15 protein-coding genes are annotated in these 14,478 nt (G+C 45.2%); 11 read left to right on the top strand and 4 right to left on the bottom strand.

The genetic code is table 11. The features are described from left to right. The 4 genes from J7J62_06445 to J7J62_06430 all read right to left on the bottom strand — a co-directional run bounded on the left by J7J62_06445 (position 1) and on the right by J7J62_06430 (position 4,219). The gene (locus tag J7J62_06445) at positions 1–450 is read right to left on the bottom strand and encodes an Hsp20/alpha crystallin family protein (GenBank protein MCD6124792.1); all 450 of its coding nucleotides are present in this window, start codon (positions 448–450) and stop codon (positions 1–3) included. A gap of 212 nt (positions 451–662) precedes the next feature. Then, entirely contained in the window at positions 663–2,150 is a 1,488-nt protein-coding gene (locus J7J62_06440; GenBank protein ID MCD6124791.1) for a hypothetical protein, read from the bottom strand. Between the two features lie 66 nt (positions 2,151–2,216). After that, positions 2,217–3,242 (bottom strand): DUF933 domain-containing protein, encoded by a 1,026-nt coding sequence (locus J7J62_06435; GenBank protein ID MCD6124790.1) that lies wholly within the window; start codon positions 3,240–3,242, stop codon positions 2,217–2,219. A 20-nt stretch (positions 3,243–3,262) separates the two neighbouring features. Beyond that, positions 3,263–4,219, bottom strand: coding sequence for a mechanosensitive ion channel family protein (locus J7J62_06430; protein MCD6124789.1), 957 nt, complete (start codon positions 4,217–4,219; stop codon positions 3,263–3,265). A 151-nt stretch (positions 4,220–4,370) separates the two neighbouring features. Here J7J62_06430 and lpdA point away from each other — a divergent pair, with 151 nt between their 5' ends. From lpdA to raiA, 11 genes are all read left to right on the top strand, one after another. Then, complete coding sequence (gene lpdA, locus J7J62_06425; protein MCD6124788.1) at positions 4,371–5,741, top strand: dihydrolipoyl dehydrogenase; 1,371 nt, start codon at positions 4,371–4,373, stop codon at positions 5,739–5,741. Next, positions 5,741–9,280 carry a diguanylate cyclase gene (locus J7J62_06420; protein MCD6124787.1) on the top strand — a complete coding sequence of 1,180 codons (3,540 nt, stop codon included), beginning with the start codon at positions 5,741–5,743 and terminating at the stop codon, positions 9,278–9,280. The genes lpdA and J7J62_06420 overlap by 1 nt, the downstream gene beginning before the upstream one ends. Positions 9,281–9,295: 15 nt before the next feature. Further along, positions 9,296–9,868: a DUF366 family protein gene (locus tag J7J62_06415; protein ID MCD6124786.1), complete on the top strand. Its 573-nt coding sequence runs from the start codon at positions 9,296–9,298 to the stop codon at positions 9,866–9,868. 122 nt (positions 9,869–9,990) lie between these two features. Then, positions 9,991–10,284 carry a YtxH domain-containing protein gene (locus tag J7J62_06410; protein MCD6124785.1) on the top strand — a complete coding sequence of 98 codons (294 nt, stop codon included), beginning with the start codon at positions 9,991–9,993 and terminating at the stop codon, positions 10,282–10,284. After that, the gene (locus J7J62_06405) at positions 10,281–10,694 is read left to right on the top strand and encodes a hypothetical protein (GenBank protein MCD6124784.1); all 414 of its coding nucleotides are present in this window, start codon (positions 10,281–10,283) and stop codon (positions 10,692–10,694) included. Before J7J62_06410 ends, J7J62_06405 begins: the two co-directional genes overlap by 4 nt. Next, positions 10,694–11,632, top strand: a complete 939-nt coding sequence (locus tag J7J62_06400; protein ID MCD6124783.1) for a D-alanine--D-alanine ligase — start codon at positions 10,694–10,696, stop codon at positions 11,630–11,632. Before J7J62_06405 ends, J7J62_06400 begins: the two co-directional genes overlap by 1 nt. After that, positions 11,625–12,098 carry a single-stranded DNA-binding protein gene (ssb, locus tag J7J62_06395; GenBank protein ID MCD6124782.1) on the top strand — a complete coding sequence of 158 codons (474 nt, stop codon included), beginning with the start codon at positions 11,625–11,627 and terminating at the stop codon, positions 12,096–12,098. The genes J7J62_06400 and ssb overlap by 8 nt, the downstream gene beginning before the upstream one ends. Then, positions 12,098–12,448 (top strand): ribonuclease P protein component, encoded by a 351-nt coding sequence (locus J7J62_06390; protein MCD6124781.1) that lies wholly within the window; start codon positions 12,098–12,100, stop codon positions 12,446–12,448. Before ssb ends, J7J62_06390 begins: the two co-directional genes overlap by 1 nt. Beyond that, a complete protein-coding gene (rpe, locus tag J7J62_06385) occupies positions 12,441–13,148 on the top strand; it encodes a ribulose-phosphate 3-epimerase (protein MCD6124780.1) in 708 nt (235 codons plus the stop codon). Before J7J62_06390 ends, rpe begins: the two co-directional genes overlap by 8 nt. A gap of 41 nt (positions 13,149–13,189) precedes the next feature. Next, complete coding sequence (locus J7J62_06380; protein ID MCD6124779.1) at positions 13,190–14,038, top strand: prohibitin family protein; 849 nt, start codon at positions 13,190–13,192, stop codon at positions 14,036–14,038. A 45-nt stretch (positions 14,039–14,083) separates the two neighbouring features. Beyond that, positions 14,084–14,392, top strand: coding sequence for a ribosome-associated translation inhibitor RaiA (raiA, locus tag J7J62_06375; protein MCD6124778.1), 309 nt, complete (start codon positions 14,084–14,086; stop codon positions 14,390–14,392). Positions 14,393–14,478 lie beyond the last annotated feature (86 nt).

Here is a 14,478-nt window from a genome sequence, read left to right as displayed (position 1 = left end):
TTACTCCACTTCTATTCTTCTCTCGTAATGTTCGGGAAGCTTTATCTCTATTTTCATAAATCCATCCTTGTAGGAAGCTTTTATTTCACCATTCTGGAATTTTCTTGGGATTCTTATTCCGCGCTCGAACTCGCCGTAGTCTATTTCCATATGATGATAAACCGGGTTTTTTAATGGGAGAAGCTGCCTTCTTATGCCCTGTATTATTATAGTGTTTCCCTCTTTTTTTACCCTCACATCCTCGACAAGTATTCCGGCGAGGTCAACCAGTATTATAAGTCTATCCTCGTCTTCGACGACATCCACCGGTGGATGCCACTTTCTCGTGTGCTCGATGAATGTTGGGAACCTCAGTTCCGAAAAATCAGATATAATTCTTAGTATGTCATCGTCTATTGGCATTAACTCGTCCTCGGCGAAAGTTACCTTTCTCTTTATCATTGTGCCCATAGCTCACCTTCTTTGATGGTTTTTACTCAGTAACAAATTACTATGATATTAATTCAATAATAATTCAGTTCAAGGTTAAATTTAATTGTTATCATTTGAAACTGGATCCAAAATTCTTTAACCAAGCATATTTTTTTCTGTCACGCTTTAATCGCTGGATAGTTTGAACGATGCTCAATTGACTTTTTTGCGGTTGAAAACGGAAAATTTTCCTACCTCACCACCACATCGCTCCCCTTCTGGGGCACTACCTCAAGACGCCCTCGGTATTCCTTGACGATACCAGTAAGTCTTATTTTTGCGCCTTTTTTCAAACGGTCAGCATCTTTTGAGGTTTCAAGAACTCTGTCCCAAAGTGGTGTGGTCATGTATTCGTCGCCCTGGCGAATTGTTATAAGTATCCCGCCCCTTATAGGCTTTATCCTCGTTATTTCTCCCTCAACCGTTACTTTTTGCCCGAGAAGCGACCTATCGAGCTCAAGAAGGTTGATAAGAAGCGGTTCCTCGTCTGTTTCTTGCTCGACCTTTTCGGCAATGTTTTCAGTTAATTCGCCTTCGCCCTTCTTTATCTTTACGCTTTGCCCCCATGTAGGCACTACTTCAAGCCTTCCGCGGTATTCCTTTACTTTGCCCGCAAATTCTATCGTTGCGCCTTTTGCAAGAAGCTCTTTGTCGGGTATGTGGTCGAGGACACTTTGCCATATCGGGAATGTCATTCGCCCTGTGCCGTCATCGATGGTTACGAGCACTCCGCCCTTTATGTCACGGATTCGCGTTATAACACCATCAACTTTCACGAACTCACCCAGCATTGACCTCGATAGTTCTGAGATTTTGACTTTCGGTGCGTTCTCCGGTGGTTTTGCTGACTTCCTTGGCTTTCTCGTGCCGGGTATTACTTTCGTTTCCTCGACCGAGCGCGGAGTTAGCACGAGTCGGTCACGATACATGCTTAGCATAGCGGTAAGCTTTACCGTGTCACCGTAGTAGAAAATGAGTGAATCCCTGTATTGTGGGAATGAACTGTAGAAGAATGTTACATCTATGCATTGTTTCCGCTTTTCGGGTTGACACAGTTTTATCTTCGTCAGATTGTCGTAGCTTTTGATATAACTTACCACTCCGCTCGTTTTGACCACTGCGCCCAAGAGTGAATCGGAGAGCTCAGAAATGTTCAGTTCGATAGGCTCGGGAACTTTTATGGAAAGTTTTTCAGGAAGATTTATTATCATGTATTTGAAGTCACCTTTTATTCGTATCGTTCCTTCTATTGAGACGGTGTCGCCGGGCTTGGGCAGTTTGTTAGTTGACACTATTTCTTCTGCCTGCTTGCCGTAGGCTTTTATCCAGATTCTGCCTGTGCCGTCGTCTATGGGGAAAGAGAGCGTTTGGGAAAGGGAATCATATGCTGGTGCTTTTGTTACCACCCCCTTCATCTGAACATACGAAAAGTTTGATGTTGGCTGGATTTCGCTTGCCACAAGAGTTGGCACAGATTTCTGGCTCGTAACCCACCATAGCAAAAATAGACCGATAATAGATATTGTTATAGCAGTTATTTTGAGCACTTTGAGCGAAACCCGCGTTCTAACATGGGCGCCGCAATACGGACAAACATCGTAATTCCCCACATAGCGCCCGCATGAAGGACAATATGCCCCTTCTTCCGAATAATTCTCGCTTATTTTTTCCTTTTCCATCTTAACCCTTTATTAAAATACGATACTTTTCCCACATGTCAAATCATATGGTTTTGGCGTTGGTGTTCAGACATTGAAGCGGAAAAATATTACATCGCCGTCCTGAACTGTGTAATTTTTGTCAGCTCTTTTTACCATATTTTTCGTTTTTGCTTTTGCGAATCCGCCCGCTTGAATCACATCATCAATTTTTGCCACCTCAGCGCATATGAACCCTTTGGCTATGTCTGTGTGAACTTTCGCCGCAGCCTCAATAGCCGTTGCACCATGAGGAACTGCGTGTGCCCGAGCTTCGTTCTGGTTGGCAGTGTAAAATGTGGTTAGCCGAAGCGATTCAAAGATTTTAGCTACCACGCTTTCCCTTAAACTCTCCTCGCTTAGTCCCAGTTCTTTTCTGAAAGCCTGTGCCTCGTCATCGGCGAGTTCGCATAGTTCGAGCTCAAGTTTGGCTGCCGTCGCTATCACCTCGCTTCCAAAGACATCGTAAACACTCATTTTTAGTTCCTCGTCGCATGTATCCTCGCAGCAAAGCACGGGAATCCACCTCTTAGCTGTCAAAAGCCCTTGGTTGGCTGCTACTTTTCTCTGGATAGGAGTAAGCTCTTCGTTCCCTATCAATCTGCCCTCGTAAAGTGTGTTCGCGAAAGATTTCAGCGCTGACATTTCCTCCTCGAGTGCTTCTCGCTCGTCCCTGCTGTGCCCTTTTCCGAGTTCACGCTCAATAGATTGCAGCCTCTTTTGTATCGAGTCGAGGTCGTGTTCTATTATTATCTCTTTAATTTTTCTAGCGTCGTCTACCGGGTTTGGGGTGCCGAATCCAGCGTCGAAGTTCCGTATTGTTATTACTAATCCGCTGGCTGCCTGCACATCTGAGAATATGTGTCCGCTTCTTTCTATGTCGCCCACCGTATCCTGAATCGTAAGTTCAAGATAGCTTACCTTCTTTGACCCCTCGACTCTGGCGAGTTGCGTTAGTTTTTCGTCAAAGATTGGAATCGTGGCTATACTCTCTTTCCCGCCGTGTTCACCAGCGAGAAACTGCCAAAGTGTGGTTCTTCCGCTTTGATTTAAGCCGATTATGGCGACATGCATCTTGGTTACCTTTTAATTTGCTACTTTGCCGGTTTGTCTTCAGAGCCATCCTCAGATTGCGGCGATTCCTCAAATTGTTGCTTCGCTGGCTGTTTCTCAAATAATCTACTGTAGATTCTCGTCGTTGGATAGGCGAGTTCTATGTCGTCGTGCTCGGCGAATCGGCTCAATATTTCGCGCCATATCGCATCCTCACTACCTCTGCGTTCCCTCGGTGGACATAGATAGCGCAAAGTAAGTAAAATGCCGCTTGCCTGAGTGGTAGTGTAAATTATCGGCGAAAGCTTTTTGTAGTAGATAAGGAATTTCTCGCTCGCTTCTCGAATTTTTTGCTCGGCTTTTTGAGATAGCTTCATGGTATGTTGCTCTATGATTTCGTAAAGAATTTCTTTTGCTTTTCGCCAGTTGCTCTCATACGAAAGGAGAACGGGTATCTCGTTCCATATAAATGGAAATCCCTGCGAGTAGTTTGCCACAGGTTCCACAAAGACTTTGCCGTTCGGAATATGTAGCATACGTCCCGTGCTCTGGTCCGCCTTGACCCAGTTGCCTATTTCGAGTAATGTGAAGTCGAACATGTTTATATCGATAACATCACCGGCGAAATCGCCTATCTGTATTCTGTCTCCTACTATGAACGGTCGCCGCCAGCTTATGTAAATCCAGCCGGCAAAGTTGCTTATTGCATCCTTAAGCGCTATAGCGAGTCCAGCGGAAAATATGCCGATAAATGTTGTCAGCGTCTGGAATCCTATGAACCATATTCTGCCTATTATGAGAATCCCAACCACCGCTACGACATATGTTGTGGTCTTTCGCCATATATAGCGAGTTCTAACATCTTCAGTGCGTTTATTGACGATTTTTATAATGGTGAGGCGGATTAACCATAAAAGAAGGACAACGAGAATGGTGGCAAATAGATTTACCTGAATATGTGCTGGAATTCCAAGGCTACTTTCTATTATTTTCGTCAATGTGCCCACTTAAAATTAAACATAAAAAGGAAATTTATTGGGGACAAGGGAAATAATTGAAACAATATTTTTGTGTTGTTAATTAATTTAAAAGCGAAATTAGATTGACTAATGCGGATTTTTTTATGAAATTAAACTCTAAGAAATCAAAATGGGAACAAGGATAAGAATAGGTATAATAGGCGGTGGTCCCGCCGGATATGTAGCCGCCATCAGGGGAGCACAGCTTGGCGCTGAGGTTACCGTTTTCGAGAGGGAAAGGTTGGGTGGTGTTTGCACCAACCACGGCTGCATACCAACCAAAACCCTTTATGCTTTGGCGGCAATAAAAAACGAGGCGAAAAACTTAGAAAATCGAGGTCTATGGGAATGCACTATATCCCACGATTGGCGAAGGATAATTGGTTACAAAGATGGCGTGGTTAGCCGTCTCGTTAAGGGGATAGAATTCCTTCTGCGGAAACGAGCTGTCAAAATAGTTAATTCGGAGGCTTACCTTGAATCACCAGAGGTTGTCAAAACGGTTGATGGGCACAGTTTTCAATTCGACCGAATACTGATAGCAACCGGCTCGGAGGCTGCTTTGCCACCCATAGATGGACTCTCAGGAATAGCACCGTGGGACAACAGGAAAGCGCTGGCAACGGAACGCCTTCCGGAATCGCTCGTTATCATTGGTGGAGGAGTTATAGGGGTCGAGTTTGCACACATATTCGCATCGTTCGGCGTGAAAGTTAAAATCGTTGAGATAATGCCCAGAATCCTTCCAACAATAGATGATGAGATAAGCTCATTGGTTCACAGGGCGCTTGTAGGCGAGGGCGTCGAAATAATGACATCCGCTAAAGCTGTATCCGCCGAGCGAGCTGCCGATAGAGTAAGGCTAAAACTTGAAAGTGGTGAGGTAGTTGAAGGTGAGGAAATAATTGTCGCAACTGGGAGAAAAGTAACACCGCCCCATGGCACGCAGGAGGTGGGGATAAACTTTGAAAAAAATAAAATTTCAGTGAACGAATATCTTATGACCAACATCGACGGGATATATGCTGCAGGCGACATAGTGGGCGAGCCCTATCTCGAGCATAAAGCCACACATCAGGGTATAACCGCCGTTGAGAACATGCTGGGCGCTAATAGGCGGTGGGACGGAAGTGTTATGCCGACAGCGATATTCTCGGCACTTGAGGTGGGTATCGTCGGGCTGACACCGAAAGAGGCTGAAGAAAGATTTGGCAACAACATTAAGGTCGGTAAGTTCCCTTATGTTGCTTCGGGAAGGGCACAAACCGAGGGGAAAGCTAATGGTTTCGTAAGGTTGGTTGCTGCCCCTGATGATAAGATTGTGGGATTTCAGGCGGTAGGTCATCATGCTGCCGAGTTGCTTGGTATAGGAACAACGCTCGTCAAACTTGGTACTCCGCTATCGAAGGTCGCAGAAACTATTTTTGCCCATCCCACACTTTCGGAGATGATTTGTGAAGCTGCACTCGCAGGGCTACGAAAACCCATTCACATAGTATAATGGCAAAAAAAGACGACAAGATATTCAGGCTTATCTACACTGACGAACTTACAAAACTTTATAATCGGCGCTACATGCGCGATTTCCTGCCAAAGATTATTGAGGAAGCATCCAGAGTAGGGCGAAAAGCATCCCTTTTCGTTTTCGACATAGACGACCTTAAACGCATAAACGACCAATACGGTCACCTTGCCGGTGATAAAGCGCTTGTCCATTTCTCAAGGCTTCTTTACAATGCCACCAAAAATCTCGGTCTCGTTTTCAGATATGCAGGTGACGAGTTCGTGGCTTTCCTTCTCGGGCTCGATAGGGAAGATGCGAAAAGGTTTGGCGAAAAGTTCCTGCGGATAATTGCTAACAGTCCAATGAAGTTTGGGACTCAGGCTATAGTGGTTATGTGCAGCATAGGGGTATCGGTTTTCCCTGATGATGGAAGGGATGTATGGGTTCTTTTCGAACACGCTGATGAGGCTTTATTCCGCGCAAAAAGAAGGGGAAAAGGGACTATTGAAGTCTTCCCGATGAAAGGCAAGCTCCTAACGCCCGAGAAACTCAACATAATGCTTGCCAATCCGCCAGTTATAGCTCAGCACGAGATAGTTGAATTCCTTGAGAGGCAAATATCTCCCCAGGGTGATAGGAATGTGTTCACGGTTATTTTCGGAGGTGAGGGAACCGGCAAGACGAGAGTTCTTCGCTATGCGCAGGAACTTGCTGAAAAAAAGCTCGCTTTCAACCTATTTCTCATAGGTAAATCCATCTGGAACAATGAGCCATATGGTGCCATATTCCAGGCTCTCGACCACCTTTTCTGTCGTCATCCTGATATAAAGGAGATGGTTTTGGGGCGTCTTGAGGAAGATGAGCTTGAGCTTGCTAATGCCCGCTTCAGCATGGAAAACGGTGACTTCATCGACCCCCTGAAATCCTCCCAGACCGTCAGCATAAAAGTTTTCGAAATGCTTACAAAAATGATGATTCACCTTAAAAGTCTCGGCGATGGTGCCATACTTATAGATAATATTGAGCTTATAGATGAGCCAACGATGCAGTTTCTTGACACCGCGTTCGTGCACGACGAAAGCTCAAAGCTTATATATGTTGCTACCGTTAATGCGCCCGATATAACGCTTTGCGATGAAATGCTTATCCAGAAACTCAGGCTTACGACAAATATCGCTGCCAATGCGCAAATAAAGAAGCTTGAGCTGGAGCGATTCTCGGTTAATGATGTCCAGAAACTTGTGGGTGCCATTTTCGATGGGGAAAAACTTCCTCCTGAGGCAGCGGAGGCGATGCTTAGAAGTTCCAACGGAGTGCCACTTTACATTATCGAAAGCCTTTCGTATTTGCTTCAGAGCGGGAAAATAACTGTGGTGGGCGACAGATGGGACCTGAGCGGGATAAGAGCTGACGACATACCCGTCTCTCTTGAGGACATATTGATCCGACGAATAGGATGCATGGAACCCGAAACACTTTATGTTCTTAAAGTTGCCACTATTTTGGGTGACATTATAGATGTCAATGAGATATCCGCCATAACGGGGCTTAATAACCAACTTGTGGTTGACGCACTTCATACTGCGGAAAGGTCGCTTTTCGTTGAAAGCACTTCAAACCCCGAGAAGTTCGTGTTTTCCCATCGTGTGAACAAAGCAGCTCTTTATCAGGCTCTGGACGAACAGGAAAAAATTGAGCTTCATAAGAAGGTTGCCGAATACGACGAGAAACTCTCCCGCAAGCGATTCATAGCTATCGGCAGACTGGCTTTTCACAGACAGTTTTTCGGACAATACAGGGAAGCTGTTGACCTTATCGAACGACTCGAGATGGGGATGCAATCGGTGATAATCCCTGATAGAGTGAGACAACTGCTTCAAAAACGCACATTTCTTGATGCACTGGCTGAGAAGCGCGAGCTTACTAATGAGGATTTCGAGAAGGTGCTTACGATATGTAGAAACATGAGGGCAGCAATCCAGAACATAAGACTCTATCCTATAGACAACGAGAATGTGCAGAAGTCACTGGATAAGCTTTTCAGCGGGATAAAGGAATTCGTTGATAATATCGTCAGTGTCGTTATTATATCCTTCAGCGACGAATCGATTCTCATAAACGGCCAGCCGTTGCCACCATCTCTTGGGGATAAGGAATTAGCGAAAGACCTCGGTGGACTGTTTGCAAGTTATGGTCTAAGAGGCGTGATATTCACTCACGGTATTAATAGGGACGAACTGGTTTCGTTTCTCACGAGCTTCACCAAAAAGCCCGACGAGGTTATAGACCACTGGGAAGAAATATGTGCGCAGGCTGGCATAGAGCATATACATCCTGATAGGATAATCTTCGTTGCCGTTGGGGAACAGCAGGTTATGCCTATGGTAAGGCCTGTTTTTGCGACTGCTGCTGGAGAGGCGGGTGAGGTTGCTGAATTGCCACCTGAGCATGGAAAACTTATCGAGGATTTGGCTGGTGTTGCAAGAGAGTTGCTCGAAACGCTAAGGTCGAAGGAGCTGGACGAGGACATGAAAGAGGAGGTCGAAGGCAAACTTGCCGACATTATCGGGCGGTTCGAGGCGCTTAAAGAGGGTGTCTCGTCTAAAGAAGAGGTTAAGGAAGAAAAGGTGGAAAAGAAAGAAGAGGAGAAGCCGAAAGTAGAGGAAGCGCTGGAAACGGCTATGGCTGCTGAGGAAGAGAAGGTTGAGGAAATGGAAGAGATTGTTGAGAAGGTGAAGGAAAAACCGCCTAAATTCCTTAGATTCAATGAGGTCGTGTCTCTTCTTGTTTCGGGCGAAAAGGAAGCTCGCGAGCGTGCCAAGGAGTGGATGAAACAGTTCACACCCAAGGAAGTAGCTCAGATGTTTGTTGATGCTATTCTTTTCGGCGATGACGACGAATTAAGAAAGGCTGCGACTAAGGCGTTAATAGAGTTGGGTGGCGAGGTTAAGGACATTTTCCTTGCCCGGATAAGCCCGGGTTTTCCGCAAAAGCAACTTCGAAGGTTCTTTGAGATAGGGCACTACTTTGCGGAGGAACCTTTGTTGTTGCCGAGGATAACGGAGATAATTTATAAAAATAAGGAGCTCGCACCTTACATTTATGAGTTCATAGTGCGCGCAGAAAACCCCAATACAGATATGTTACTTAAGAGTCTTTTGGACTCGATAGAGGACGAGGAATTGTTGTTAAAAGTGATAGAAACTATATCGGAACGCAATGTTACCGAGGCGCTTGATTCACTTTTTGAGCTCGTTAGACCGAAACGGCACTGGGAAGACGAGTTGCCCACAATAGTTCAGGTGAAAGCCTGTGAGGCTATAGGCAAGCTCGACACATCGAAAGCGGCCGAGATGCTTACGGAGGTGGTGTTGCCCAAACCCATAATTTCCGGGTTCAAAAAGAAACCCGAGGAAGTAAGATTCGCCGCTGCGAAAGCGCTGAAAAGTCTGCCTGAAAGTCTTGTTGATGAAGGTGTGATAAAAAAACTTCGTAAGGACAGAAACGAGAAAATAAGAACTCTTTTTGAAAAATAGTTGGAGGTTCATATAATGAGCAATTGTTACCGGATGACCTTTCTTTTGGCGCCTGATAGGCTTGAGCTTACCCCTGAGGTTCTAAAACCACACTGGGCACTTAAAAGGTTCAAGCTCGTTGGCGATTCCATAGTGGCGTTCAGAGGCGGCGTAAAGCTTTCACCTGAGCAGTATGTAGACCTCCTTGAGGCGCAGCGTGAAAGACCAATTCCCAATGTTGACCTGCTTCACTTCGTCGTGGAACATTTCGATGACGACCTTGAAAGAGCCATTCTTAAAGAGAACATACTCATAAACATAGCACAGGAAAAAATTCTTCATCGTGCCCCTAAAAGTGGGGTAATGCGCTGGGGCGACAATCTGTATGATGGCAAGTATCGTCTGACCATTTCTTGCGCGACTAAAACGCTTGTTTCAGCAAAAATTCACCTCGGGATTTGCATCGATTCGGATGAGGAAAACGGTTACCGTGGAATATCTGAATTCGGTATAGACCCATTTGAGCTCGCTGAGGTTATAGCCAACCAATACCGCGCTGACATGCGCCGCCTTAAAGAAAAGTGCTGGCATCTTAGACCTATGATATAGGACAAAACCAAGCACCAAAAAGTTTTACAGAAGCGAATTTGAGGCTCCTAAAATTGCCATTTAACCTTGACTAAAGCGATTTTTTTGTTAAATTATTATGTGAAAAGTCAAAAGCAAGCATTATGGCAGAGAAGAAGGAAACATTACCGTTTTTGCTCGGTTTGTGTTTGGGAGCACTCATTGGCGCAGGGCTTTCGATTATTCTCGCTCCTGAGTCGGGCAAGGAGATTCGAGAGAAGATTAAGGAGAAAGCATCAGAGCTCACGGAGCGCGGAAAAGAAAGCATGGCTAAGCTTAGGGAGATAATTCGGCAGGAAATAGAAGCACTTGAGGAGCACAGGAAAGAGTTCGCCGAGGGAGTAAGGGCTGGAGTTGAAAAGTTCGTGGAAATAACCAAGGAGGAGAAGAAGACTTGAACGAGTTATTCTGGATTTGTGTAGCCTTATGGGTTATCGCTTTTTGTGCAGTAGCATTATTTATCGTTGCGCTGGTGGCCACATTCCGATTAAGGAAAACTCTTGGTTCGGTGGAGGATACCCTTAAAAATGTTAATGAATCGTTGGCTTCCCTTACTGCCGATGCCAAAAAGACGATGGAGTCAACAGGGGTTTTCGCAAGCGAGGTGGCTGCTATAACATCTTTTATCAGGGAGAGATTGTTCTCTGCTGCAAAAGTAACTTCCGCATTAGCAAAAATTTTCAGCCCAGAGATTTTTATCTTAGTTCTCTCTTTTGCGAAAAAGTTTTTAGATTCTATTTTGGGCACACCGGAAGAAGAAAAACGGGAACGAGTCGAGCAGGGAAAAGATAGTAATCGGGAACAATAATGAGGATAGCCGTTATCTACGGGGGTACCTCGGCAGAATCTGAGGTCTCAAGAGAAAGCGGAAAGTCTATTTCTCGCGGTCTGAGACAAGCAGGTCATCAGGTCCACGAATTCGATATTAGTGAGAGTGAGGTTTTAAGAAAAATTAACGAGCTAAAAACCTTTGATGTGGTTTTTATAGGCTATCATGGCGGTTTCGGCGAGGACGGAAGGATTCAGGCTATTTTAGAGGTGGCTGGAATAAAGTTCACAGGTTCAGGTTCCTTGGCTTCCGCTCTTGGAATGAACAAAATCCTCTCGAAGATAATATTTGAACATTATGGGATTCCTACGCCGCGCTGGAGCGTTTTTCGTGCAAACGAATTGAGCAAAGAGAGACTAACTGATTTTCTTGCTGCAAATGACTTTGAGTTTCCGTTAGTAACCAAACCCGAATGCCAGGGCTCCACTGTTGGCGTGACGATAGTTAATTCAGTGGACGAGCTGGCAGATGGTATAAAGACGGCGGGGAAGTTTGGAGAAAATGTCATCGTCGAGGAATACATTCCAGGGAAGGAAATTTCGGTGGGAATTCTGGGTAAAAGCGCGCTACCGCCTATAGAGATTGTGCCCCAAAGCGGGTTCTACGATTATAAACACAAATACACACATGGTCTTACGGAGTACATTTGCCCTGCACCGCTTGCGGATGAGCAAACGAGGCGCTTTAAAAAGCTTGCCCTGAAGGCATTTAATGCCTTGGGGTGCCGTGGTTATGGGAGAGTAGATTTTAGATTATCCGATGAAGGCGAAATTTATTGTCTTGAAGTTAATACGCTGCCGGGAATGACGGATTTATCGCTCGTTCCGATGGCGGCGAAGGCTGTGGGAATCGACTTCCCACAGTTGCTGGATAGAATAGTAGAACTTTCCTTAGAAGGTGGTGATAAAAATGTATAACAGAGTTATTCTCATTGGTAACATTGGACAGGATGTAGAGCCTCGCTATAACACGGGCGGGGAAAGAGCCGTTCTTAACATAAGAGTCGCCACTAATAGAAGGTGGATCGACCGTAGCGGTGAGCCTCAACAGAGGACCGAATGGCACACAGTGGTATATTGGGTTCCTGCAGGAAGGGCAGAAACTCTTGCTGAAAAGCTCAAAAAAGGAACCCTCGTGTTTGTGGAGGGTGAGATAAGATATCGTCAGTGGGAGGATAGAAACGGCAACACCCGAAATGTAACCGAAATCCATGCGTGGCGTGTTATACCTTTAACGAGGAGAGGCACAGCAGTCGGGGAAGCCTCGCTGGCTGAGGAAGCGGTTTTAGAGCAGGAAACCGAGGTGCTGGATGAGCAAACGCCAGAAATCCCGAACATCGATTCCGAAGAAGAACTGGGACCTACTGATAATGTTCCGTTCTAATGCGATTGCCAGCGGTAAAAATAAGACATGAGGTTATAAAACTTGTAAGTTCTGAAAAGAGGATAAGGGGAAAATTGCTCGAAATCCGCGAAGCAGAATGTGACGGTAGCCCAAGATTTCTTATAGCTGTTCCAAAAAGGTGCGGCAAGGCGGTGAGGAGAAATCGCATAAAAAGAATCATAAGAGAATGGTGTCGTGTGAATTACGATGTTTTCCCCGAGGGGGCTATGTGGTTTATTAAAGTCTCACCCGCGGTAAAAGAACTTTCGGACAGGAAACTTTCCAAGGAATTAAGGGGGGAGCTTGCGGAGCTTTTCAGTAAGGTTATCGGAAGGAGGTTAAATGCATAAGTTTGATTTGACTTCTATTCTCAAAAATAGCGGTGGAGTTATTCTTGCCCCATCCATTCTGGCCGCAGATTTCCTTAGACTCGGCGATGAGATAGAATCGCTTGAGGCGGCTGGTGCGGACATGATTCACCTCGACATTATGGACGGTCATTTCGTTCCTAATATAAGTTTTGGGCCGCCAGTAGCAAAAGCGGTGATAGGTAAGTCCATGTTGCCCTGTGAGGCACATCTTATGGTAACTGATCCGATATTTTACGCACCAGTTTTCGAAGAGCTCGGAGCAAGAATAATAACGGCTCATATCGAGGTGCTTAAGGACAAAAGCTCATGGGAAAAGTTTAGGGAAGCTATAGGAGTCTATGCAGGAATTGCGTTTAATCCGGAGACATGGGTTGAGAATGTGGATGAGGTCGTGAGTTTTTTTGACCTTGTGCTTATTATGAGTGTTCATCCGGGTTTTGCCGGTCAAAAGTTTATTCCAGAGGTGTTGCCCAAAATAGAAATGTTTGCTGAATCGGCAAGACGACAGGGTTTGGTAAGACTTATAGCAGTGGACGGTGGGATAAACAGCGAGACTGTCTCCAAAGTTATAGACGCGGGAGCGAACTTGATTGTAGCGGGCAACGGTTTTTTTAAAACGGCAGACTATGCCAAAACGGCACAAATCCTTAAAGGGAAGAAATTATTTCAAGAAGAATAATTTGTGGGAACTTATTGATTTTGTCTAAACAGGAGGTTTAAATGTGGCGCATTAGGGCTGCGACTGTTTTTGTCGTCGTGATAATCGTTATTGTGCTTTTGTTTCTTAATCCGATAGTTATTATTCCGCCGGGTTTTGTTGGGGTTAAAGTTCTTTTCGGCAAGGTTTCCCCAAAAGTGCTTCACAACGGTTTGCACATTATAAATCCGCTTTACAAAGTGGTAAAAATGGACACTCGTCTGCAGGCTTATACTATGTCAGCTGCGACGGCAGAAGGAGAAATAAAAGGTGATGACGCTATAGAGGCATTAACATCTGAAGGATTAAAAATAAAGCTCGACATAACGGCTTGGTACAGGCTTATCCCCGAGGATGCTCCTAAAGTTTACGAGAAAATAGGCAAGGACTATGTAAGCAAAATAGTCCGCCCACTTCTTAGGACGGCTATAAGAGACATAGCCGTAAAACACACTGCTGAAGATATATATTCCTCGAAGCGCGATGTTATCGTTGACGAGATTCACAAGCACTCCATTGAGCTTGCCAAAGGCAAAGGAATAGAGATCGATAAGATTCTTCTGCGCAATGTTAAACTTCCCAAGAAGATAGAGGATGCCATAAATGCCAAGATAGCCGCTGATCAGGAGGCACAACGTATGCAGTTCGTTCTGGAGCGGGAGAAGCGTGAGAAACAGCGGAAAATAATAGAAGCCGAGGGGATTCGAGAGGCGAACAGAATAATAGCGCAAAGTCTTACGGCTAACTACATCAGGTGGTATAGAATAGAAGTGCTTAAACAACTTATAAACTCCCCGAACAATACTATAATCCTTCTTCCAGAGGACTTAAGGTCAATCCCGGTCATGATACCGAGCGGAAGCAGTAGGTAATATGGCACAGTTTTTGCATAAAATTTATGAGAAAGGAGATTGGAAATGCAAAAGCTTGAATTAAGAATCGCCGCGAGACACTTTGACATAACGCCGGAGGTAAGGAGCTATGCGGAAAAACGGATTCTGCCTCTGGCGAAGTTTTTTGATAAGATCATTGACACGCAGCTTACTATAACCCAGAACAGAGGCAATAGGTATCTTATAGAGCTTTTCATGAGCGTCTCGGGAAGAAAGCTTTTCTCGAAAGTCGAGGACCACGACCTTTTTACTGGTATAGATAAGGTTGCGCATAAAATGGAGCGGTTGCTAAAGGACTTTCACGACAGGGTGCGCAACAACAAAAAACATTAAAAAGCTTACCCCCATCCCAACAACCCCCTCCTGCTGGCCCAAGGGAGCCCTCCCCCGGGGCTCCCTACTTTTTTGAACAAAAATTG

The organism is bacterium (assembly GCA_021159335.1).
Classification (GTDB): domain Bacteria; phylum UBP14; class UBA6098; order B30-G16; family B30-G16; genus JAGGRZ01.
Note: the sequence above shows the minus strand (reverse complement) of the source record. Positions and strands in the feature narration are given on the sequence as shown.